Source organism: Kitasatospora sp. NPDC097605 (assembly GCF_040302725.1).
Lineage (GTDB): Bacteria > Actinomycetota > Actinomycetes > Streptomycetales > Streptomycetaceae > Kitasatospora.
In genome coordinates this window covers 1-22,363 of sequence record NZ_JBEOSF010000001.1, presented here as the reverse complement: position 1 = coordinate 22,363, position 22,363 = coordinate 1, and the positions used below count along the sequence as shown (strand labels likewise).

General features: G+C 75.0%; 20 protein-coding genes and 1 pseudogene. 11 read left to right on the top strand and 10 right to left on the bottom strand.

From position 1 onward, the window contains the following. Nucleotides 1–84: 84 nt before the first annotated feature. Nucleotides 85–381, bottom strand: coding sequence for an MTH1187 family thiamine-binding protein (locus tag ABTX81_RS00105; protein ID WP_350540611.1), 297 nt, complete (start codon nucleotides 379–381; stop codon nucleotides 85–87). A 100-nt stretch (nucleotides 382–481) separates the two neighbouring features. After that, entirely contained in the window at nucleotides 482–1,969 is a 1,488-nt protein-coding gene (locus ABTX81_RS00100; protein ID WP_502892684.1) for a SulP family inorganic anion transporter, read from the bottom strand. Between the two features lie 718 nt (nucleotides 1,970–2,687). Between ABTX81_RS00100 and ABTX81_RS00095 the strand changes: the two genes are divergently transcribed. Together ABTX81_RS00095 and ABTX81_RS00090 are read left to right on the top strand one after the other, a co-directional pair. After that, a complete protein-coding gene (locus ABTX81_RS00095) occupies nucleotides 2,688–3,227 on the top strand; it encodes a pyridoxamine 5'-phosphate oxidase family protein (RefSeq protein ID WP_350540610.1) in 540 nt (179 codons plus the stop codon). 99 nt (nucleotides 3,228–3,326) lie between these two features. Further along, entirely contained in the window at nucleotides 3,327–3,815 is a 489-nt protein-coding gene (locus tag ABTX81_RS00090; protein WP_350540609.1) for a glutathione peroxidase, read from the top strand. Nucleotides 3,816–3,869: 54 nt separating this feature from the next. Here the strand turns inward: ABTX81_RS00090 and ABTX81_RS00085 are convergent, their stop codons facing one another. Further along, nucleotides 3,870–4,790 (bottom strand): LysR family transcriptional regulator, encoded by a 921-nt coding sequence (locus tag ABTX81_RS00085; protein ID WP_350540608.1) that lies wholly within the window; start codon nucleotides 4,788–4,790, stop codon nucleotides 3,870–3,872. Nucleotides 4,791–4,886: 96 nt separating this feature from the next. On the opposite strand from ABTX81_RS00085, the gene ABTX81_RS00080 reads away from it, so the two are divergent. Genes ABTX81_RS00080 through ABTX81_RS00070 form a run of 3 tightly spaced genes read left to right on the top strand, consistent with a single transcriptional unit; the run spans nucleotide 4,887 to nucleotide 8,268 of the window. Further along, complete coding sequence (locus ABTX81_RS00080) at nucleotides 4,887–5,591, top strand: succinate dehydrogenase cytochrome b subunit (RefSeq protein WP_350540607.1); 705 nt, start codon at nucleotides 4,887–4,889, stop codon at nucleotides 5,589–5,591. Continuing rightward, nucleotides 5,588–7,534, top strand: a complete 1,947-nt coding sequence (locus ABTX81_RS00075) for a fumarate reductase/succinate dehydrogenase flavoprotein subunit (RefSeq protein WP_350540606.1) — start codon at nucleotides 5,588–5,590, stop codon at nucleotides 7,532–7,534. The genes ABTX81_RS00080 and ABTX81_RS00075 overlap by 4 nt, the downstream gene beginning before the upstream one ends. Next, entirely contained in the window at nucleotides 7,531–8,268 is a 738-nt protein-coding gene (locus tag ABTX81_RS00070) for a succinate dehydrogenase/fumarate reductase iron-sulfur subunit (protein WP_350540605.1), read from the top strand. Before ABTX81_RS00075 ends, ABTX81_RS00070 begins: the two co-directional genes overlap by 4 nt. Before the next feature lie 70 nt (nucleotides 8,269–8,338). On the opposite strand, the gene ABTX81_RS00065 is transcribed toward ABTX81_RS00070, so the two are convergent. Continuing rightward, on the bottom strand, nucleotides 8,339–10,114 hold the full coding sequence (locus ABTX81_RS00065; RefSeq protein WP_350540604.1) for a sulfatase: 1,776 nt from the start codon (nucleotides 10,112–10,114) through the stop codon (nucleotides 8,339–8,341). Further along, entirely contained in the window at nucleotides 10,111–10,713 is a 603-nt protein-coding gene (locus ABTX81_RS00060) for a PadR family transcriptional regulator (protein WP_350540603.1), read from the bottom strand. The genes ABTX81_RS00065 and ABTX81_RS00060 overlap by 4 nt, the downstream gene beginning before the upstream one ends. An 86-nt stretch (nucleotides 10,714–10,799) precedes the next feature. Here ABTX81_RS00060 and ABTX81_RS00055 point away from each other — a divergent pair, with 86 nt between their 5' ends. Next, nucleotides 10,800–11,768, top strand: coding sequence for a formylglycine-generating enzyme family protein (locus ABTX81_RS00055; protein ID WP_350540602.1), 969 nt, complete (start codon nucleotides 10,800–10,802; stop codon nucleotides 11,766–11,768). 320 nt (nucleotides 11,769–12,088) lie between these two features. After that, nucleotides 12,089–12,406, top strand: coding sequence for a hypothetical protein (locus ABTX81_RS00050; protein WP_350540601.1), 318 nt, complete (start codon nucleotides 12,089–12,091; stop codon nucleotides 12,404–12,406). On the opposite strand, the gene ABTX81_RS00045 is transcribed toward ABTX81_RS00050, so the two are convergent. Beyond that, a complete protein-coding gene (locus ABTX81_RS00045) occupies nucleotides 12,403–13,341 on the bottom strand; it encodes an alpha/beta fold hydrolase (protein ID WP_350540600.1) in 939 nt (312 codons plus the stop codon). The two genes, ABTX81_RS00050 and ABTX81_RS00045, sit on opposite strands and share 4 nt — an antisense overlap. 104 nt (nucleotides 13,342–13,445) lie before the next feature. Beyond that, on the bottom strand, nucleotides 13,446–14,360 hold the full coding sequence (locus ABTX81_RS00040) for a DUF2797 domain-containing protein (RefSeq protein WP_350540599.1): 915 nt from the start codon (nucleotides 14,358–14,360) through the stop codon (nucleotides 13,446–13,448). A 126-nt stretch (nucleotides 14,361–14,486) separates the two neighbouring features. On the opposite strand from ABTX81_RS00040, the gene ABTX81_RS00035 reads away from it, so the two are divergent. Next, nucleotides 14,487–15,848 carry a HEAT repeat domain-containing protein gene (locus ABTX81_RS00035; RefSeq protein ID WP_350540598.1) on the top strand — a complete coding sequence of 454 codons (1,362 nt, stop codon included), beginning with the start codon at nucleotides 14,487–14,489 and terminating at the stop codon, nucleotides 15,846–15,848. A gap of 69 nt (nucleotides 15,849–15,917) precedes the next feature. On the opposite strand, the gene ABTX81_RS00030 is transcribed toward ABTX81_RS00035, so the two are convergent. The 3 genes from ABTX81_RS00030 to ABTX81_RS00020 all read right to left on the bottom strand — a co-directional run bounded on the left by ABTX81_RS00030 (nucleotide 15,918) and on the right by ABTX81_RS00020 (nucleotide 18,864). Continuing rightward, complete coding sequence (locus ABTX81_RS00030; RefSeq protein ID WP_350540597.1) at nucleotides 15,918–16,505, bottom strand: rhodanese-like domain-containing protein; 588 nt, start codon at nucleotides 16,503–16,505, stop codon at nucleotides 15,918–15,920. Nucleotides 16,506–16,561: 56 nt separating this feature from the next. Then, nucleotides 16,562–17,317, bottom strand: coding sequence for a TSUP family transporter (locus tag ABTX81_RS00025; protein ID WP_350540596.1), 756 nt, complete (start codon nucleotides 17,315–17,317; stop codon nucleotides 16,562–16,564). 128 nt (nucleotides 17,318–17,445) lie between these two features. Beyond that, a complete protein-coding gene (locus ABTX81_RS00020) occupies nucleotides 17,446–18,864 on the bottom strand; it encodes a rhodanese-like domain-containing protein (protein ID WP_350540595.1) in 1,419 nt (472 codons plus the stop codon). 117 nt (nucleotides 18,865–18,981) lie between these two features. Between ABTX81_RS00020 and ABTX81_RS00015 the strand changes: the two genes are divergently transcribed. From ABTX81_RS00015 to ABTX81_RS00005, 3 genes and pseudogenes are all read left to right on the top strand, one after another. Next, complete coding sequence (locus tag ABTX81_RS00015; RefSeq protein ID WP_350540594.1) at nucleotides 18,982–19,698, top strand: maleylpyruvate isomerase N-terminal domain-containing protein; 717 nt, start codon at nucleotides 18,982–18,984, stop codon at nucleotides 19,696–19,698. A gap of 154 nt (nucleotides 19,699–19,852) precedes the next feature. Further along, the gene (locus tag ABTX81_RS00010; protein ID WP_350540593.1) at nucleotides 19,853–22,069 is read left to right on the top strand and encodes a restriction endonuclease; all 2,217 of its coding nucleotides are present in this window, start codon (nucleotides 19,853–19,855) and stop codon (nucleotides 22,067–22,069) included. 184 nt (nucleotides 22,070–22,253) lie between these two features. Next, nucleotides 22,254–22,363, top strand: a pseudogene (locus ABTX81_RS00005) (ABC transporter ATP-binding protein); the annotation flags it as partial.

Below are 22,363 nucleotides of genomic sequence, written 5' to 3'. Positions count from 1 at the left end.
TTCCAGATCGAACGGTCAAGAAAGAAGGAGCGAAGGCCGGTCCACCGCCGAGGGAGGCCGCCCGGCCCGGCCGCCCCGGGCGGTTCAGTCGCCGGCGAGGTGGCGTTCCACCGTGGCGACCTTGCTGGTCAGGCCGTCGGTGACCCCGGCGCGGTCGTCGATCTTGATGACGGTGCTGACCCGGTTGCTGTAGGCCTTGACCGCCTCGATCGCCTCCCGGATCACCGGCATCACCTCGTCCCACTCCCCCTCGATGCTGGTGAACATGGCGTCCGTGCGGTTGGGCAGTCCGCTCGCGCGGACCACCTTGACGGCGGCGGCGACCGCCTCCCCCACGTCCTCGCCGACCCCGAGCGGGGTGACCGAAAAGGCTGCGATCACGGCTCTTTCTCCTCCCAGTGCGGCCTGCCGGCCCGGTGGCCCGGTCGACCACCGGGCCACCGGGCCGGCAGGCGAGCGGACCACCAGGCTAGCGAGTCGCTCAGACCACGGTCGGCAACGGCGGGTCGACCGCCAGCGGGGCGGAGCTGCGGGCGCGGTGCTGGGCCGCCCAGGTGGTGAGCGCGACCGTGCAGGCGTGGTCGAGGTGGCGCAGCCCGGACCAGTCCAGCTCGACCGGACGGTCCGCCGGGAGGCGTTCGAGGGTGTCCAGCAGCCGGGGCAGCCGCAGGAAGGTGGCGTTGCCGCTCAGCCGGACCCGCAGCGGCCGCTCCGGCGCGCCGGGGACGGACGGCGGTTCCTCCACACCGATCTGCAGGTGGGAGGTCTGCCAGGCGGACTTGACCACGGCGAGGCCGACGCCGATCAGCACCCCCTCGAACAGGTCGGTGGTGATGACCGAGACGGTGGTGACGACGAGCACCGCCGCCTCCCCCCGGTGGTCGCGGCAGAGCGCGGCGATCCGCCGCACCGGGATGAGCTTGGCGCCCGCGTGGACCAGCACGGCGGCCAGCGCGGTCAGCGGGACGAGTCCGAGCACGCCCGGCAGCAGGGCGGTGAACAGCAGCAGCCAGCCGCCGTGCAGCACCCGGGAGGCCTTGGTGCGGGCGCCGGCCTGGACGTTGGTCGCGCTGCGGACGATCACGGCCGTCATCGGGAGCGCGCCGAGCAGGCCGCAGAGGGCGTTGCCGACGCCCTGGGCGGTGAGTTCGCGGTCGTAGTGGGTGCGCGGGCCGTGGTGCATCCGGTCGACGGCGGCGGCGCTGAACAGCGTCTCGGCGGAGGCGATCAGGGTGAAGGCGAGGATGGTGCCGACGCCCGCGGTGGTGGCCAGGGCCCCGAGCGCGGCGCGGTCGGGCAGCTGGACGACGTCCAGCAGGCCGGCCACCTCGACCCGGGCCACCGGCAGGTCGGCGACGGCGGTGACGGCGGCGGCCAGGCCGACGGCGCCGAGCGGGCCGGGCAGCGCGCGGGAGAGGCGGGGCGGCAGGTACTTCCAGGCGACCAGCACCAGCAGGGTGGCCGAACCGAGCGCCACCGCGCTGGGGTTGGCGGCCCCGGCGACGGCGTCCCGCAGCAGCGCGGGCAGGCCGGCGATCTTCTCCGGCCCGGCGCCGGGGGCGCGGCGGTCGGCGAGCGCGTACAGCTGGCCGAGCACCAGGGTCAGACCGATGCCGGCCAGCATGCCATGCACCACGGAGGCCGACATGGCGCGGAACCAGCGGCCCAACCGCAGGGCGCCCATGGCGAGTTGGAGCAGTCCGGTGAGCAACACCAGGACGCCGAGGGCGCCCGCGCCGTACTGCTGGACGGCTTCGTGGACGAGGACGGTCAGCCCGGCGGCCGGGCCGCTGACCTGGAGGCTGCTGCCGGGCAGGGCGCCGACCACCAGGCCGCCGACGATGCCGGTGACCAGGCCGAGTTCGGCGGGCACGCCGGAGGCGACGGCGACGCCGACGCAGAGCGGGAGGGCGACCAGGAAGACCACCAGGGAGGCGGGCAGGTCGTGGCGCCAGGGCACGGCGCGCAGGACGGCGGCCGGCCCGCGACGGGGGCGGACGCGGCGGGGCGGAGCGTTCACCGGCGCACCGCCCAAGGCGCGGCGGGGGCGGCGGGAGCCGTGGGAGCCGTGGGGCAAGCGGAAGCGGTATCGGTAGCGGCGGGGCAGGCGGGCAGGGCACAGCGTCGAGGCATGGGGAGGTTCCTTCCGCGCACCCGGCACGGCGGCGCGCCGCGGGCGGCGCATCGCTGCGGGTGCGTTGCTGCGGGTGCGGTGCTGCGAGATGCTGCTGGTGGCTGCGGTGCTGCGGTGGCGGCTGGGACGCGCGGGACGGGCCGGCCGGCGCGGCGCGGGCGTGCTGCCCGGGACCCGACGGCCGGAGCGACCCCCGCTCCTCCGACGGTCCCGGACCCCCTTGCCGTGACCCCCTGTTGAACATGGCAACCATGACGGGTCCGGCGTGCCACCGACGGTACCCAGCGGCCCGGAGCCGGCCAACCTCGCACACCATCCCTTCACGCGAGCGGCACACCGGCGGCGCTTCCGGGCCGGAATCCCGACCTCGGACGGGTACGGACGTTCGCCCGTCGAGCGGGCGGACGAACAGCGCACGCCCGCCGCCCCGCCACCGGCCCACCGCCGCCGGGCGTTCCGTCCGCAGGCCGTACGGGTACGTACCGAGAACCGACCGCGCGCGACGTCCGCGCGCGGACCTTCCTGCCCGGGAGGCCCCACCGTGTCCTTCGCGATGACCCCTACCGCGTGCGAGCGCTTCCTGGCCGGCGTGCACGTCGGCGTCCTGTCCGTCGCCGGTACCGCGCCCGGCCAAGCCCCGCTGACCGTACCCATCTGGTACGCCTACCGACCCGGCGGACTGGTCACCGTGCTCACCGGGCGGACGTCCGTCAAGGCGCGCCGGATCCGGACGGCCGGCCGGTTCACGCTCTGCGCCCAGCAGGAGGACCCGCCGTGCCGGTACGTGAGCGTCAGCGGGCCGGTGGTGGCGATCGAGGACCGGGTCGACCCGGACGAGCGCGCCGCGCTGGCCCACCGCTACCTGCCGCCCGCCACCGCCGCCGCCTATCTGCTGGCCACCGCCGAGCAGCTGACGGCGGACGTCACCGTCCGGATGCGGCCCGAGCGGTGGCTCAGCGCGGACTTCGCCGCCGTCACCGAGCAGATAGCCGCCCTGGAGCAGTCGGCTGCCCCGGAGCAGTCGGCTGCCCCGGAGCGCTCGGCCGCCCCGGGCCGGCCCCCGCTGGAACAGCCGCCGTCCGGGCGCGGTTGAGCAGGTGGGCGTGCCGGGCGGGATACCGTACCCGCGCGGGCCCGCCCGCCACCGCACCACCGACGACGACCTACGACCCGCTCCGAAGGGGACCCCACCGTGAGCCTGTACGACATCCCGCTGCGCACGCTGTCCGGCGAGGCCGCCTCGCTGGCCGACTACAAGGGCAAGGCGCTGCTGATCGTCAACGTCGCCTCCAAGTGCGGCCTGACCCCGCAGTACGCCGGCCTGGAGCGGCTCCAGGAGCGGTACGCCGGGCGCGGCTTCACCGTGCTGGGCTTCCCGTCGAACCAGTTCGCCGGGCAGGAGCCGGGCAGCGCCGAGGAGATCCGGACCTTCTGCTCGACCACCTACGGCGTGACCTTCCCGCTGTTCGAGAAGACCGATGTGAACGGCGAGGACCGGCACCCGCTGTACGCCCGGCTGACCGAGACGGCCGACGCCGAGGGCCAGGCCGGGGACATCTCCTGGAACTTCGAGAAGTTCGTGGTGGGCCCGGACGGCACCGTGGCCGCCCGGATCCGGCCGCGCACCGAGCCGGAGGCGCCCGAGGTGATCGCCGCGATCGAGGCCGTCCTGCCCGGCTGAGCACGGCCATGACCGGGGGCCCGGGGCGCGCGACGCGTCCCGGGCCCCGCCCGTCTACAGCAACAGCCGTGTCCCCGGCGGGAGTTCGCCGTCCCGGGCGGCGTCGTGCAGGTGCGCCAGCAGGGTCGCCCGCAGCGCCTCGGCCGCACGGGTCGGCGGCACCTCGTGGCCGTGCGCGACGGCGATGGTGCGGCCCAGGCCGGGGCCGGCGAAGGGGGTCACCGCGAGACCCGAGCGGTGGGCGACCATGCCGGGCAGGACGGCCGGCCCGAGCCCGGCCCGCACGAAGCCGAGCACCGCGTCCATCTCCCCGCCCTCGACGGCGAACTCCGGCTCGAAGCCGGCCGCCCGGCAGGCCGCCAGGGTGGCCTCCCGCACGTCGTAGCCCTCCCGGAACATCACCAGCGGCCGGCCGCGCAGCTCCGCCACCCGCACCGTGCGCCGGGCCCGCCGCTCCGCCGAGACCAGCACCAGGTCCTCGTGCAGCAGCTCGGTGACGGCCAGCGCGGGCGCCGCCTCCCCGCGCGGCGGGGTGATGATCAGCGCGAGGTCCAGCTCCCCCGCCGCCAGCGAGCGCACCAGGTCCCGCGAGCCGCCCTCGCGCACCATCAGCGCCACGCCCGGGTAGCGGTCCCGGAAGACCCGCAGGACGTCCGGCACCAGGCTGGTGCACAGGCTCGGCGGCGCGCCGAGCCGCACCCGGCCGCGGCGCAGCTGGACGGTCTCCTGGACGGCGAGGCGGGCGCTCTCGGTGTCCGCGAGGATGCGCCGGGCGAGCGGCAGCAGGGCGTCCCCGGCGTCGGTCAGCGCGATGTTGCCGCGCGTGCGGTGGAACAGCTCGGCACCCAACTCCCGCTCCAGCGCCCGGATCTGTTGCGAGAGGGACGGCTGGGCGACATGGGCCGCCTCGGCCGCGCGGGTGAAGTGGCGGGTCTCGGCGACGGCCACGAAGTAGCGGAGTTGCTGGAGCTGCACCCGGCCAGGATAGCCCGCGTCGATAGGTGGTACCTATGGTGGCCAGCCGCAGCATGTCTTGGACGCACCGTCGCCCGCCTCCTTACCGTTGTCGCCATGACAACCGCGACTCGGACGGCCCGGCACCCGTCCACCCTGGCGACCCTGTGGCGGTCGACCGTCGGCAAGAAGGCGGTCATGGCCGTCAGCGGACTGGTCATGCTGCTGTACCTGGTCGCCCACATGCTCGGCAACCTCAAGGTCTTCTTCGGCCCGGACGACATCAACGGCTACGCGGCCTGGCTGCGCACCCTCGGGCAGCCGTTCCTCGGGCACGAGTGGTTCCTGTGGATCGCCCGGGTGGGCCTGCTGGCCGCCGTCCTGCTGCACGGCGTGGCCGCCTACCAGCTGAGCCGGCGCGACCTCGCCGCCCGCCCGCGCAAGTACGCCCACCAGCGGCGACGGGCGAGCTACGCGACCCGGACGATGCGATGGGGCGGGGTGATCCTGGCGCTGTTCATCGTCTGGCACATCCTGGACCTGACCACGCTGACCGTGAACCCCAACGCCGAGCACGGCAAGGTGTACCAGAACATCGTGGCGTCCTTCGGCACCTGGTACTCGTGCGTGATCTACATCGTCGCGATGCTCGCCGTCGGCCTGCACATCCGGCACGGCTTCTGGAGCGCGGCGCAGACCCTCGGCGCCAACAACGCCCGCCGCGACCGCGCGCTGAAGCTCACCGCCAACGGCCTGGCGCTGGTGCTGACCGCGGGCTTCCTGTCCGTCCCCGTGGCCGTGATGACCGGAGTGGTGAGTTGAGCGAGTACCCGGACTACACCGTCGGCGACCCGATCGCCGACACCCGGGCCCCCGAGGGGCCGATCGAGCAGCGCTGGGACCAGCGGCGCTTCGAGGCCAAGCTGGTCAACCCGGCCAACCGGCGCAAGCACACGGTGATCGTGGTCGGCACCGGCCTGGCCGGCGGCGCGGCCGGCGCCACGCTCGCCGAACAGGGCTACCACGTCGTCCAGTTCTGCTTCCAGGACTCTCCCCGGCGGGCCCACTCGATCGCCGCCCAGGGCGGCATCAACGCCGCCAAGAACTACCGCAACGACGGCGACTCGATCCGCCGGCTGTTCTACGACACGGTCAAGGGCGGAGACTTCCGGGCCCGCGAGTCCAATGTGCACCGCCTGGCGCAGGTGTCGGTGGAGATCATCGACCAGTGCGTGGCCCAGGGCGTGCCGTTCGCCCGCGAGTACGGCGGCCTGCTGGACACCCGCTCGTTCGGCGGCGTGCAGGTCTCCCGGACGTTCTACGCCCGCGGCCAGACCGGCCAGCAGCTGCTGCTCGGCGCCTACCAGGCGCTGTCGCGGCAGATCGCCGCCGGGAACGTGGAGATGCACGCCCGCACCGAGATGCTGGACCTGCTGGTGATCGACGGCCGGGCGCGCGGCATCGTCGCCCGCGACCTGGTCACCGGCGAGATCACCAGCTACACCGCCGACGCCGTGGTGCTGGCCTCCGGCGGCTACGGCAACGTCTTCTACCTCTCCACCAACGCCAAGAACTCCAACGCCACCGCGATCTGGCGGGCGCACCGGCGCGGCGCGTACTTCGCCAACCCGTGTTTCACCCAGATCCACCCGACCTGCATCCCGCGCTCCGGCGACCACCAGTCCAAGCTCACCCTGATGAGCGAGTCGCTGCGCAACGACGGCCGGATCTGGGTGCCCAGGGCCAAGGGCGACACCCGGCCGCCGGCCGAGATCCCCGAGGAGGAGCGGGACTACTACCTGGAGCGGATCTACCCGGCGTTCGGCAACCTGGTGCCGCGCGACATCGCCTCCCGGGCCGCCAAGAACGTCTGCGACGAGGGCCGCGGCGTCGGCCCCGGCGGGCAGGGCGTCTACCTGGACTTCGCCGACGCCATCCGCCGGATGGGGCGGGACGCGGTGGAGGCCAAGTACGGCAACCTGTTCGAGATGTACGAGCGGATCACCGCCGAGGACCCGTACCGGGTGCCGATGCGGATCTTCCCGGCGATCCACTACACGATGGGCGGACTCTGGGTCGACTACGACCTGCAGACGACGATCCCGGGCCTGTTCGCGATCGGCGAGGCCAACTTCTCCGACCACGGCGCCAACCGGCTCGGCGCGAGCGCGCTGATGCAGGGCCTGGCGGACGGCTACTTCGTGCTGCCGCCGGTGCTCAACGACTACCTGGCGCGCGAGAAGCTGCCCGCCGTCCCGGCCGGCCACGAGGAGGTCGCCTCGGTGGAGGCCGAGGTCGCCGACCGGCTCAACCTGATCCTCGCGGTGGACGGCGACCGCACGCCCGACTCCTTCCACCGGGAGCTCGGCGAGCTGCTCTGGGACGAGTGCGGGATGGCCCGCGACGAGGCGGGGCTGCGCCGCGCGCTGGCCCGGATCCCGAAGCTGCGGGACGAGTTCTGGCGCCGGATCAAGGTGCCCGGCACCGGCCAGGAGCTCAACCAGTCGCTGGAGAAGGCCAACCGGCTGGTCGACTACTTCGAGCTGGCCGAGCTGATGTGCCTGGACGCGCTGCACCGCGCCGAGTCCTGCGGCGGCCACTTCCGCACCGAGAGCCAGACGGCCGACGGCGAGGCCGCCCGGCGGGACGAGGAGTTCTCCTACGCCGCCGCCTGGGAGTTCACCGCCACCGGCCAGGCACCCGTCCTGCACCGCGAGCACCTCGACTTCGAGTACGTCCACCCCACCCAGCGGAGCTACGCGTGAACCTCACCCTTCGGATCTGGCGCCAGGCGGGCCCCGACACGCCCGGCTCGATGACCACCTACCAGGTCAGCGGGATCAGTCCGGACATGTCCTTCCTGGAGATGCTGGACACCCTCAACGAGGAGCTGATCACCCGGGGCGACACCCCCGTCGCCTTCGACCACGACTGCCGCGAGGGGATCTGCGGCGCCTGCGGCATGGTCATCAACGGCCAGGCGCACGGCCCCGAGCGGACCACCACCTGCCAGCTGCACATGCGGCACTTCCAGGACGGCGACACCATCGACGTCGAGCCGTGGCGGGCGGCGGCCTTCCCGGTGGTCAAGGACCTGGTGGTGGACCGCTCCGCCTTCGACCGGATCATCGGCGCCGGCGGCTACATCACCGCCCCGACCGGCAGCGCGCCCGAGGCGCACGCCACGCCCGTCCCCAAGGAGGTGGCCGACACCGCCTTCGAGCACGCCGAGTGCATCGGCTGCGGGGCCTGCGTGGCGGCCTGCCCCAACGGCTCGGCGATGCTCTTCACCTCCGCCAAGGTGGTCCACCTCAATGTGCTGCCGCAGGGCGCGCCGGAGCGCAGGTCCCGGGTGCGCGACATGGTGGCCACGATGGACGCCGAGGGCTTCGGCGGCTGCACCAACACCGGCGAGTGCGCGACGGCCTGCCCCAAGGGCATCCCGCTGCCCAGCATCGCCGCGATGAACCGCGAGTTCCTGCGCAGTTCGCTGGGCTGACATCGCGGACGCAGGGCGCCCCTCCCTTTCGAGGAGGGGCGCCGTCCCGCGGTTACACGCCGTCCCGCGGTTACGCGCCGGCCGGCAGCGCGGCCAGGGCGCCGGCGAGGGCCTGCAGGTCCGCCGGGCGCAGCGACGGGCCCATGGCGGCGAGCCGGAACGGGGAGATCCCGCCGAGCATCGCCTGCAGTCCGGGGTTGTCCAGCATCGGCAGCCGCGCCAGGACGGCCTCGCGCGCCCCCTCGTCGGCCAGCAGCGCCCGCAGCGGGGTGTGCACCGAGAGCGGGCCCTCGGCGAAGTCGGCCGCCTGCGGCAGCGGCTCGGTGGCGGCGAGCGCCTGCGGGCGCTGGGCGCGGGCCAGCAGGTGCTCGGCGGTGACCGGCCCCTCCGCGGGCAGGCCGAGCCGTTCGAACTGGTCGGCGGGCGCGTCGCCCTCGCGCAGCGCCTCGGTGAGCAGCGCGGCCATCCGCAGCTCCAGCTCGTCGTCGACCAGCGGGTGCTCCTGCGCCGGGTCGGACTCCAGGTCGAACAGCAGGGTGCCGAAGGCGTACGGGTTGCCCCAGGAGGACGCCGGCATCCGCAGCACCGGCACGCCCTTGGTGAACGGCAGCGGGTCGGCCAGGGTGGCGCCGGCCAGCTCCTGCGGGGTGAAGTGGCCGCGCATGTGGGTGGGCATCAGGGTGTGCTCGAACAGCGGCCGGTTGGACGGGTCCTTGCAGGCGCGCATGTAGACGTGGCGGCCGTCGGTGATGCTGACGTGCCCGCCGAAGACGCCGAACAGGCCGTGCTCGCGGACCGGGGCGTCGTGGGCGACCGTGTCGACGAGCGGGCGGCCCTGCATGTCGGCGGTGCGCGGGACGTCGAAGTACTCCAGGAGCGTCGGGCCGAGGTCGACGGTCTGGACGAGGGATTCGCGCCGGCCGGTGGCCCGGCTGCGCGGGTCCCAGACGAACAGCGGGGTGTGGATGTTCTCGTCGTACCAGGGCTGGATGTTCTTGCCCCACCAGCCGCGCTCGCCGAGCAGCAGGCCGTGGTCGGTGCAGACGATCAGCAGGGTGTCGTCCCACAGGCCGTGCTCGTCGAAGGCGTCCAGGACGCGGCCGAGCGAGTCGTCGCACATGGTGAGCAGCGCGGCGTACTCGTTGCGGCCGTGCTCGACGGCCTCCGGGCTCTCGGTGACCCGCTTGTAGTCGGGCCAGTCGAAGTGCGGGCCGTCCCAGTCGTGCGGGTAGTGCTTCTTGTGCTCGGCGTAGGAGTAGAACGGCTCGTGCGGGTCGAAGCACTCGATCTGCAGGAACCAGTGGTCCTGCTCGCGGTTGGTGGCGATGAACTCCAGGCCCGCGTCGAAAGTGCGGGTCTGCGGGTGGTCGGCGACGTCGGCCAGGTACTGGCGGTTGACCCAGTCCTGGCGCCAGGCCGGGCCCTCGCGCCAGGAGAGCGTCTCGGGGATCTCCGGGTCGGCGACGTGGCCCTTCCACTTGTCGCCCTCCTGGCCGCGGAAGAACTCGTAGCTGTCGTAGCGGTTGTGGTAGGTGGCGCCGCCGTCCTCCCAGTAGTGCTGGTGGTCGGTGACCAGGTGGGTGTAGACGCCCGCCTTGCTCAGCAGGTCGGGGACGGAGTCGTCGAAGGGCTCCAGCGGGCCCCAGGAGCGGTGCAGGAAGTTGTAGCGGCCGGTGTGCATCTCGCGGCGGGCCGGCATGCAGGGCATCGAGCCGCCGTAGCAGTTGTCGAAGGTGGCGGCGCGGGCGGCGAGGCGGGCGAAGTTCGGCGCGACGGTCCAGTCGCAGCCGTAGGGCGGCAGGAACCGGCGGTTGAGGCTGTCGAACATGACCAGGACGGCTTTCACCGGGGCGTCTCCTCGGGGCTGGTGGTGCTGGTGGTGGGGATGGTTCCGTCGGCGAGCAGCCGGCGGACGCGCTCCAGCCAGTCGATCCAGGCGTCGACGGCGGAGGTGCCGTACTCGTGGGTGAGCTCGCGGATCATCCGCAGCCGCCGCACGTCCGCCTCCGGCGTGCCCTCGGCGAAGGACAGCGACCGGTCCCGGGGGCGCATGAGCGTCACCTGGCGGCGGCGGTAGTCGAGCTCGGTGTCGATCAGCGGGAGCAGCTGCTCCGGTGCGAGCTGGGCGGAGAAGTAGAACCGGGCCATGAAGTCCGGGTCCTGGAAGCGGCTGGCCGGTTCGAACGGCGAGCGGGCCTCACGGATCAGCTCGGCCCGGCCGGCGTCGGTCAGCCGGTAGACCTTGGCGTCCGGGCGGCCGTCGCGCGGGTCGGTCTCGAAGACCACCCAGCCCTGGTCGGCCATCCGCTTGAGCAACCGGTAGATCTGGCTCGGGTGCGCGTGGGAACGGACGAACTGCCCCTCCCCCGCCAGCCACTCCTTGAGGTCCCAGCCGCTGCGCGGATGGATGGCCAGCAGGCCCAGCAGGACGTGGTCGAACTTCACCGGTGCCCTCTCCCCGGCTCTCGCCGGTTCCTCGGATCTCGCTAGGTGCATTCTCACCTAGGTGCAAAGTGCTATAGGCTGGGCTCATGAGTCAAGCCCCCGCCGCACGCGCCTGCTGCCTGCCGTCGGCCCCGGCCGGCTCCGGACCGGCCCCGCTGCCGCTCCTCCCACGGACCGCGGCGCGGCGACCCGAGCACCCCGAAGTGGCGCTTCCCGGCGGGGTGTTCGCGATGGGCGACGGGTTCGGGGAGGGGTATCCGGCGGACGGCGAGACGCCGGTGCACGAGGTGGAGCTGGCACCGTTCACCATCGACACCGAGCCGGTGACCACCGCCCGGTTCGCCGCCTTCGTCGAGGCCACCGGCCACCGCACCGACGCCGAACTGGCCGGCTCCTCCGCCGTCTTCCACCTGTTCGTCCTCGCCGGCCCCGCCGACGTGCTCGGCCGCTCCCCCACCGCGCCCTGGTGGATCGAGGTGCGCGGCGCCGACTGGCGCCACCCCTACGGCCCGCTCGGCGACGCCGAGGACCTCCGGGACCACCCCGTGGTGCACATCAGCCACCGCGACGCGCTCGCCTACTGCCACTGGGCCGGGCGCCGGCTGCCCACCGAGGCCGAGTGGGAGTACGCCGCCCGCGGCACGCTGGCCGGCCGGCGCTACCCGTGGGGCGACGAGTTGCGCCCGGACGGCGCGCACCGCTGCCGGATCTGGCAGGGCCGCTTCCCCGACCTGCCGACCGGCGAGGACGGCTGGTACGCGACCGCGCCGGTGGGCTGCTACCCGCCGAACGGCTTCGGCCTGCTGGACGTGGCCGGGAACGTCTGGGAGTGGTGCGCCGACCGCTTCGACCCGGCGTACTACGCGCGCTCGCCGCGCTTCGACCCGCGCGGGCCCGCGGACGGGGAAGGCCCCGGAGACGGGCGGCGGGTGCTGCGGGGCGGCTCGTACCTGTGCCACGACTCCTACTGCAACCGCTACCGGGTGGCCGCGCGCACCGGCAACACCCCCGACTCCACGAGTGGCAACTGCGGCTTCCGCACGGTGGCGCGCTGAACGGGGGGCGCACCGGAGCGAACCGGGGGCGCCTTCGAACGGCCGTGCGCGGCGCACGGGTTCGGCACACGCGCCCCGCTTCTTCGACCCATCGTCAGGATCGGTGCTGACACCCCGGATTTCGCGCTACCGTGGTCCCCGCCGAGAAGGAGTGTGCATATGCCCGAGGTTCAGGCCTGCTCCGGGTGCGGCGGGTCCGGGGGGACCCAGAAGACCGAAGCCACGGTCGAACGGGACGAGGAAGGAAGCATGGTGCCCAAGATCCACGTCTTCTGGTCGCCCTGCGGTCGGTGCCACGGATCCGGGACGGTGATCGTCGGATGAGACTGGTCTTCGAATGCGTCGAGTGCGGCAGCCACTACCTGCCGCCGGAGGCGATGGCGTACCCGGACGGGCCCGCCTCGCCGATCTGGTGCGCCCGCTGCCAGGCCGCGAAGCGCGCGGCGGGCGTCCGGGAGGACCCGCTGCTGGCGCGGATCGCGCTGGCGACCGCCCGGGCAGCGCGCGCCGCGGGCGCGTGCGCCGGAGCGAGCGCCGAGGAGCCGGTGGGAGGACGGCCGGATGTCCGGCCGTCGCGGCCGCCGGTGTCACGCCGGTCCCGCTCCGGGCCGGGCGCGGTGCGCAGCAAGCTGGGCTAGGACCGGCCCCGGACCGCGTCGTCCGTCTCCGCGAGGAAGCGCAGGAGGTGGTCGGCCACCGCGTCCGGGGCGTCCTCCGGGCTGTAGTGGCCGACGCCCGGGAGTTCGACCACCCGGCCGTGCGGGAAGGCCTCGCGGAACAGCGGCAGGAAGTGCCGGGCGTTCAGCGTGCGGTCGGCGGTGCCCCACAGGGCCAGCGCCGGGAGGGCCGCCAGCGCGGCGCGGGCCGCCGCGTCCGGCTCCTCGAAGCGGTGCGCGCCGGTGGCGAAGCCCCGGGCCCAGCCGATCGCGCCGAGGCTCTCGGCCGGGGTCGGGAACGGCGCGCCGTACGCCCGCAGCCAGGTGTCGGTGGCGAGGGCGGGGTTCTCGAAGCCGTTGAGCCTGAGCATGCTGAGGACGGTGACGTCGAGGGAGCCGAGTACCGCCTCCAGCGTGCCGTCGGCGTGCGCCCGGGCGATCCAGCGGAACCACGGGGAGTCGGCGGCGTTGGCGGCCAGCGCGGCACCGAGGCCCGGCTGGCCGAACGGCGTGGGCCCGTTGACGCCGACCACCCGGGCGATCAGCTCCGGCCGGCGGGCCGCGAGGCCCAGGCCGACCGGCCCGCCGAAGTCGTGCCCGACCAGGGTGATCCCGCGCAGGCCGAGGTCGAGGACGAACGCCTCCAGGTTGTCGACGTGGTCCTGCAGCCGGTAGCCGCGGTCGGCGGGCGTGGCGCTCTTGCCGAAGCCCATGTGATCGGGGACGACGACCCGGTGGGTGGGCGCGAGGCGGCGCACGACGTCCCGGAAGAGATAGCCCCAGGTGGGCTCGCCGTGCAGGCAGAGCACCACCGGGCCGGCGCCCTCGTCGACGTAGTGCATCGGGAAGCCGGGGGCGGCGGAGAAGTGCGGGCGGTAGGGGAAGGTGCCGTCGAAGGTCTCGTGGGCGGGGATCATGGCGGGCCTCTCGCACAGGTGAGGTAGCAAAGTGAAACCAGGCATGCCCGAGCCTAGGGGTGACGGTTTTAATAGGCAACCGCCGAGGTCGACGGCTCACCGGGTCAGAACAGCGCCTCCTGGGTGTCCGGCTCCGCCGGCCGGACCCGCTCGGTCAGTGCCAGCCCCGAGGACGGCCGCCCACCCGCCGGGGCGAGCGTCCAGCCGGTGAGCAGCCGGGTGTCCAGGAGCAGCGGCGCGCCGCCGTCCGGCTGGTCGAGCAGCAGGTGCCGGCCGATCGGCGGGCGCAGCCGCCCGGCCAGCACCGCGCCGTCGGCCAGGGCGTCGACCGCCCGGTAGACGGCGGGGGCGCCGCCGGTCAGCCCGAAGACCTCGATGTGGTCGGTGACCGGGTGGTCCGCCAGCAGCTCCACGCCGTGCCCGCGGAGCAGCTCGTGCGCCCTCGCCCGCGCGTCGGCGAGCAGCGCGCGACGGTGCTCCGCGTCACCGTGCTCCCACCAGTGATCCACCTTCACCCGGCTCTTGAACCGCTCCCGGGCCAACCCGGAGGCGGCGACGGTCAGTTCGGCCCGGCGGACGGAGGGCAGCGAGCCCCGGGCGGCGAACGTCCAGGCGAGCGCGCCCTGTTCGAGCAGCCGGCTGGTGCCGCGCTGCTCGGCGGTCAGCCCGACCTTGAGCAGCCCCTCGCCGAACCAGGCGAGGTAGAGCCGGTAGGTGCGGCCGTCGTCGAGGATCTGGTCCCGGGCCAGCGCCAGCCCGCGGTCCACGCTCTGGCAGGACCCGCACTGCACGGCGGCACCGTCCGGCGCGATCACGGCGTGGTGCGGGCACGGCGTGCGCTCGTCCTGCCCCTCCAGCCACGCCCCGATGCACCGCCGCGGCCCGCCGAGCAGCCAGCCGACCTCCACCCCCGGCACCACCTCGCGCTCGTGCACCCGCCGCCCGTGCACCGCACTCAGCACCGCCCGCCCGTCCCGCCACCCCAACCCGGTGGAGACCCACCCACCCACCACGCTCACCCGCCACCTCACCGCACACCGTCCGACCCGCCGAGGCTACCGGGAGCCACCGACAGCCGGGAAAACCCGGCGCGGGACCGGCCGCGATAGGGCTACCCTGCCGCCCGACGGTTCTCCAGGGGGGTTGTGGCGACGGAACAGCGGCGGACGCCGGACGAGCGGCTGGTGGCGGCGGTCACGGCGGGGGACGCCGCCGCGGTACGGGCCCGCCTGGAGGAGGGCGCCGATCCGGACGCCCCGGGGCCCGACGGGCTGCCGCTGCTCTGCCTCGCGGTGGCGCGGTTCGACCGGGAGACCGCCGAGGCCCTGACCGACGCCGGGGCCGACCCCGACCGCGAGCTGCCGGACGGCACCACGCCGATGCTGCGGGCGGTCGACACCGGCTCTCCCGGGCTGGTCGCCGCCGTGCTCGGTGTCGACCCGGCGTTGCGGATCCCCGCACCGGCCAAGCAGCGGCTGCTCGACCTCGCCCGGTACTGGTACGAGGCCGGTGCGGAGGAGGAGCTGCGCCGGCGCACCGGGGCCGGCGGTCCGGCCGTGCGGCGGCGGGTGGAGGACGAGGACTGCTCGATGGTCGAGGAGCTCGCCCTCGGCGGGCACGTCGTCCGGGCCGGCCACGGCACCATCCTCACCCTCCTGGAGCTGTGGTTCGGCCTCTTCCCGCCGGTCGTGGAGGTGGTGGCCCGCGGCGTCCGCCGTCCGGACGACGACGGGCTGTGGTTCGCCGCCGCGTACGCCCTCGCGAACCGCCGGAGCGAACGGGCCCACTCCGAGCTAGCGCCACTGCGGCACCACCCGGACCCCGTCCACCGCCTCTTCCTCGCCGATGTGCTGTGGCACCGGCTCCTCCTGCCCGGCGCCGCCGTGGACGGTTCCGCCGACAGCCGGGACGTCGGGTTGCTGACCGCCTGGGCGCTCGACGAGCCCGACGGCCGGGTGCTCGGCAAGGTCCTGTCGGCGCTCCTCGGCCGCCGCCACCCCGCCGAGGAGGCCGTCGGCCTGCGCCACGCCGATCATCCGGATCCCCGGGTGCGCCGCGAGGTCCCGTACCTGCTGAGCCCCGAGCGAACCGAACCCGGCGAGGCCGCCACCGCCGCCCTCCTCGTCCTGGCCGGCGATCCGGACGCCGCCGTCCGGGTCGCCGTAGCCGAGGTCCTCGGGACCCCGGGCGAGTTCGCCCCGGAGGTCCGGGAAGCGCTGCTGCGCCTGCTCCAGGACCCGGACATCGATGTGCGGGCCCGCGCGGCCGCCTCCCTCTCCGGCTCGGGCGACCGGACGGCCGTGGTGACCGAGGCCCTCGCCGCGCTGCTGGACGAGGAGCACCGGTCGCTGCGGTTGGAGGCCGCCTGCGCGCTGGCCCGGCGGGACGATCCGCGCACCGAGGAGGCCTACGCGCGGGTCGGCCCGCTCGGCCCCGGGTTCGAGCACGACCACCGGGTGAGCGCCCACTGGCAGTACCGGGCCCGCAAGCGGTCCGGCGAGGGCTGACGGCGGGGGCACGACCGACGCGACCCCGCCGCCGGCCCTCGGGTGAGGGTCGGCGGCGGGGCGGCGGGGTCAGCGGGCCTCGGCCAGGGTGGCGAGGGTGGTGTCGAGGTCCTGGGTCTGGCCCGGGCGGGGGCGGTTGTGCGGGAGGCGGGAGAGGAGGTTGCCCATCGCGCAGGTGTTGGTCACCGCCGAGAAGACCAGGCCCGCGCCGACCGCCGCCGAGACCCAGCGGGTGCCGGGCAGGGCGAGGTCAACGAGCAGGCCGGCCAGGACCAGACCGCCGGCCGTGAAGCGGACCTGCCGGTCCATCACCCACGGCGCCCGGGCCGGGGCGCCCTCGGGGCGCTGGACCTCGTGGCCGGCGGCGGCCCAGGCGCTGGTGCCGCCGACCAGGGTGGCGGCGGGGATGCCGGCCGCGGCCAGCGACTCGCAGGCCCGGCCCGAGCGGTTGCCGGAGGCGCAGACGATGAGGAGTTCGCCGCGCGCGGCGACGGTGCGCAGCGCGGGGAGGGCGCGGTCGAGCTGGTCGAGCGGGACGTTCACGGCGCCGGGGACGTGGCCCGCGGCGTACTCGCCCGGGGTGCGGACGTCGACGACGGTGAGGGCGGCGAGGCGGGGGTGCGCCTGGGCCGGGGTGATCTCGGTGAGCGTGGCCATGGGGTCTCCTTGCGAAGGGAAAGAGGGGGGAAGGGAGTAAAGAGGGGGGGAAGGGGTCAGAGCACGGCGTCCGCGCCCATCACCGCGGCGACGGCGAGCAGCAGGCCCGCGAAGGTCCGCTGGAGCACCGCCCCGGAGAGGCGGGCGGCGAGCCGCTTGCCGTCCCAGGCGCCGAGCACGGCGGCGGCGGTGAACGGGGCGATCACCGCCCAGTCCAGTCCGGCCGCGCCGCCGCCCCGGGTCGCCAGCGAGGCGGAGGCGTTGACGGCGATCACCGGGAGGCTGGTGCCGACGGCGGCCTCCATCGTCAGCCCGACCGCGCCGACCAGGGCCGGCACGGCCAGGAAGCCGCCGCCGACGCCGAGCAGGCCGGTGAGGGCGCCGAGTCCGGCCCCGGAGGCGACCGCCCGGCCGGGGCGGGCACCGGGCGCCGGAGCGTCGGCCGCAGCCGGGCGCGGCGGGCGCAGCATCCGGACCGCGGCGAGCGCGGCGACCACCGCGAAGGCGGCGGTGAGTACGTTCTGCGGCAGCTCGGCGGCGGCCGCGCCGGTGAGGGCGGCGGGGAGCAGCCCGGCGGCGGCGAAGGCGAGCGCGGTGCGCCAGCGGATGGTGCCGGCCCGCATATGGGCGACGATCGCGGAGATCGAGGTGGCGAGGACGATCAGCAGGGCGGCGGTGGTGGCGGCGGCCGGGGAGAGTCCGAGCAGGTAGATCAGCGCGGGGACGGCGAGGATGCCGCCACCGCCGCCGAGCCCGCCGAGGACCAGCCCGACCACCGCCCCGGCGGCGAGCGCCAGCAGCAGCGTGGTCATCGGCACCACCCCGGGAGGCGGGCCGTCGTCCGGTGGGGGCCTGCGGGGTGCGCGGGTATGCGGGTGGTGGGTGCGGGGTGGTGCATGGTGGTGCTCCTGCGGGGGTGGTGCCGGGCCGGGCGGGGAGGTCAGGCGGTCACGACGGTGAGGCCGGCCTCGGCGGCGGAGGTGAAGGCGTCGTCGACGGCGATCACCTCGCGTCCGGCCGCGTCCAGCAGGGAGGCGGCGATGGCGGCCCGCATGCCGCCGGCGCAGTGCACCCAGACGGGGCCCTCCGGCAGTTCGGTGCTGCGGCGGTGCAGCTGGTGCAGCGGGATGTGGTGGGTGCCGTCGAGGTGGGCGGCGGCGCGTTCGGCGGCGCGGCGGACGTCGAGCACGACCGGGGCCGGTCCGCCGTCGCCTCCGTCGCCTCCGTCGGCAGCGGCGGCAGCGGCGGCAGCGGCGGCCGTGAGGGCGGCGGCGAGCTCGGCGAAGGTGGCGCGGCGGAAGGTGCGCGGCTGCTCGCCGGGCGGCAGCCAGTCCTCGGGACCGCCGGTGGCGGCCGCGGCGGGGCAGTCGATGCCGACCCGGGCGAGTTCCCGCTGCGCGGCGGCGAGCTGTTCGGGGCTCTCGGCGAGCAGGGTGACCGGTTTGCCCCACGGGATCAGCCACGCCAGGTAGGTGGCCAACTGCCCCTCGGCCTCGATGTTGAACGACCCCGCGAGGTGCCCGGCCGCGAAGGCGGTGCGGGCGCGCAGGTCGACGACCCACTCGCCGGCGGCGAGGCGGCGGGCGAGTTCGGCCGCGTCGGCGGGGGCCGGCGGGGTGAGGTCGAGGGGGGCGGGGCCGGCGGCGTTGACCGGGCCCATGTGGGCGTAGTAGGCGGGGATGTCGTCGAGTCCGGCGAGCAGGTCGGCGACGAAGGTGTCGATGTCCTTGACCAGGGCCTCGTTGCGGTGCCGCTCGGCGCCGATGGTGGTGGCCGCACCCGCCGTCCGACCGGCGGAGCAGAAGCTGCCGAAGCCGTGGGTGGGCAGCACGGCCACGTCGTCGGCGAGACCGTCGGCGAGCCGGTGGGCGGAGGCGTGCTGGGCGCGGGCGAGGTCCTCGGTGAGCCGGGGCTCGACCAGGTCGGGGCGCCCGACGGTGCCGATGAGCAGCGAGCCGCCGGTGAACGCGGCGACCGGGCGGCCGGCCTCGGCGAGCACGTAGGAGGTGTGGTGCGGGGTGTGGCCGGGGGTGGCGACGGCCCTCAGGGTGAGGCCGGCGGGGTCGACGTCGAACTCGTCGCCGTCGTGGACCAGCACCCGCCGGTAGGAGACGGCGGCGTCGGCGGGGACGAGGTAGTGGGCACCGGTGACCCGGGCGAGTTCCAGGCCGCCGGTGACGTAGTCGTTGTGGACGTGGGTCTCGGCGACGTAGGCGATCCGCACGCCCCGGCGGGCGGCCGCGGCGATGACCTGGTCGATGTCGCGCGGCGGGTCGATGGCGACCGCTCCGCCCGGACCGCCGGCCAGGTAGCTGCGGTTGCCGAGGCCCTCGATCTCCAGGGTGTCGACGAAGAACACGTGCCTCTCCTTCTCAGAGCCGTTGTACCCCCCGGGGTATCTGTCATCGACTGTAGCAGAGATACCCCCCGGGGCATCGAACAGCGCCGGCGCACCCGACCGGGTAGCGTCCCGCGCATGATCACCACCGATCCCGAACCGACGACCGGGCCCGCGACCACCGACGGGCCGGCCCCCGCCGACCCCACCGCCGCCGGCCCCACCCCCGACGACCTGGCCGCCGTGCTCCGGCTCGCCGTGAACACCCTGCGCGCCGCCCCCGCCGACGCCGACTGGTCCCGCTCCGCCGGCGCCCTCGACTGGGACTGCTGGAACACCGTCGAACACCTCGCGGACGACCTGCTCGCCTACGCCGCCCAGCTCGGCCCGGAGCGGCCGCCCCGCGACCGCTACGTCCCCTTCGTCTCCCGGCGCCCGTTCCCCGGCGGCCCGAACAGCTTCGTCTTCGCCCGGCGCGAGGACGGCCCGCAGGGCCTGCTGGAGGTCCTGGAGGCGAGCGGCGGGCTGATGGTCGCGATCGCCCGGACCAGGACGCCCGAGGTTCGCGCCTTCCACCCCTGGGGCCTCGCCGACCCGGCCGGGTTCGTCGCGATGAGCCTGGTGGAGACACTGGTGCACCTGCACGACGTCGCCGAGGGGCTCGGGCTGCCCTGGGAGCCGCCGGCCGAGGCCTGCCGCCGCACCCTCGCCCGGCTCTTCCCGGACGTGACCCCCGACCCGGCCGACGACCCCTGGCCGACCCTGCTCTGGGCCACCGGCCGCGCCGCACTGCCCGGCCGCCCGCCGCGCACCGACTGGCGCTGGTACGCGGACGTGCGGGAGCCGACCGCGTAGCGCCCGCCTGACGCCGCCTCAGCCCCGGCCGACGCCGCAGGTCGCAGGGCCTTTGCGCACTCCCCCGGTGCACGTTCTATTGTGGCGGGCGCGGCGGCGCCGCGGCCGGGAGGCGGGCGCCGCGGCGGACCGGCGGTGGAACGAAGGGGTGGACGTGGCGGGGCGGCGGAACGACGGGGTGCTGGCGGTCTGGGCGGAGACACAGCGGCAGGAGCAGCGCCGGGAGGAGGCCCGGTGGCGCGCCCAGGCCGCCGAGCAGCGCCGGCGGGAGCGGGAGCAGCGCGAGGCGCAGAAGGCGGCGGCCCGCACCGAGCGCGAGGCGCAGAAGGCGTACCAGCAGTCCCGGGAGGCCGAGGCGGCCCGGCGGACGGCCGAACTGGACGGCCGGGTCGAGGAGTTGCGCGGACTGCTGGCGGCCGGGCTGGGCGGGCCGGCGTTCCGGGCGCAGAGCCTGCTGGCCCCGCGCCCGGTGCCGCCGTTCGAGCCGGGGCGCCTCGGCGAGCCGGTGCCGATGCCGGACCAGTCCCGCTACCAGGTCCCGCCGCCGGACCCGGTGCAGGCCCGCAACCCGGGGGTGTGGCAGCAGTACGAGCAGTACGTGGCGCAGGCCCGGGCCCGCTTCGAGCAGGACTGGTACGCGGCCCAGGCGGCGGAGGCGGACCGGCAGCGCCGGCTGGCCGAGTACCACGGGCAGTACCTGGAGTGGGTGGCCCGGTTCCGCCGGGAGGACGAGCAACGGGCCGCGCGGACCGAGGAGTTGCTGCGCCGGCTGCGGTCGGGTGAGGCCGAGGCGGTGCAGGAGTACTTCACCGCCGTGCTGTACGCCTCGGCGGGCTGGCCGGAGGGCTTCCCGCACCGGCTGGTGGCGGCCTGGGAGGCGTCGAGCCGCCAGCTGGTGGTGAACTGGGAGCTGCCGGGCGCGGACGTGGTCCCGGCGACCGCCCGGGTGCGGTACGTGAAGTCGGACGACCGGGAGGCCGAGGTGGCCCGCCCGGCGACCGAGCGCAAGGCGCTGTACCGGGAGGTGCTGGCGCAGACCGCGCTGCGGGTGGTGGCCGAGCTCTACCGCGCCGACGGGGACGGGATGCTGGCCTCCGTGGTGCTGAACGGCTTCGTGCGCGGCATCGACCCGGCGACCGGCCGGGAGGCCGAGCGGTTCCTCACCACGGTGACCGTCGACCGGGGCGAGTTCGCCGGGCTGGCGCTGGACCGGGTGGCGGCGGTGGAGTGCTTCCAGGGCCTGGGCGGGGTGCTCTCGGCGCGCCCCGAGCGGCTGGACGAGGTGCGGCCGGACCGGCTGCCGGAGACGGTCGGCGGCAGTGTGGCCGGGCAGGGCGGCGAGGACGACCCCGACCTCTTCGCGATGGACCCGATCGAGTTCGAGGAGCTGATCGCCGAACTGTTCCGGCTGCGCGGCTTCCGGGTGATGACCACGGCGCGCAGCGGCGACGCCGGGGTGGACGTGGTGGCCGAGGACCTCGATCCGGTGACCGGCGGACGGATCGTCATCCAGGCCAAGCGCTACCGCTCGACGGTCTCCCCCACCGCGGTGCGCGACCTCGACTCGACGGTGCGCCACCACGGCGCGATCAAGGGCATCCTGGTCACCACCGCGGGCTTCGGGCCGGGCTCCTACGAGTACATCCGCAACAAGCCGCTGACCCTGGTGAGCGGTCCGGAGCTGGTGGAGCTGCTGGCGGAGCAGGGCCTGCGCGGACGGCTGGGCGAGCGGCCGAACGGCGGCGACGCGAACGGCGGCACGAACGGCAGCGGCGCCAACGGCAGCGGCGCGAACGGCAACGGCGCGAACGGCAACGGGTCGGCGGCCGGACGGGCACCGGGCGCGACCGCCGCGGCCACCACCACCCTGGCGCTGTCCTGGCGCAGCCGCACGGCCGGCGGGGACCCGGTGGAGCTGGACGTCTCGGCGTTCCTGTGCGCCCACGGCCGGGTGCTGGACGACGAGCACTTCGTGTTCTTCAACAACCCTCAGGACCCGCACGGCGCGGTCCGGCTGCACCCCACCCGCTCGGTGCCGGGCGAGCCGGTCCGGCGCGCCGAACTCACCCTGGAGCCGGGCCGCTTGGCGCCGGAGGTGGACGAGGTGGTGGTGGCCGTGTCCACCGAGGAGGAGGAACCGCCGGTGCTGCCGCTCGGCTATGTGCACGGGCTGGCGCTGACCGGCGCGTACGGGCCGGAGGCGGAGGGTCCCGCCGAGTGGTCGGCGCAGACCGGCGGGGTGTCGCAGAGCGCGATGGTCCTCGGGTCCTTCCAACGGCGCGGCGGTGGCTGGCGGTTCACGCCGAGCGGGACGCCGGTGCAGGACGGGCTGGCCGGGCTCGCGGTGCGCTGGGGCGTCGCGGTCGAGTAGTCGCCGCACCGTATCTCAGGGTCGGAGGTCATACCTGAGGAGGAGGATCACCCCCGCCGGACCGCCGGGACGGCGGGGGGAGCCCGTACCCGGGAGCGACAAACCGGACGGGGGCCGGTGGGGAGAATGTAAAGGGAAGGCAATCTTCCGCATTCTTGTACGTCCAGCTTCAGGGAGCCCCCTCGTGACGATACCCACGACCGCCGTCCGTACCGGCCGGGCGGCCGCCCGCGCCACCGGCCTGAACAAGGTCTACGGGGAGGGGGAGACCCGCGTCGTCGCCCTCGACAACGT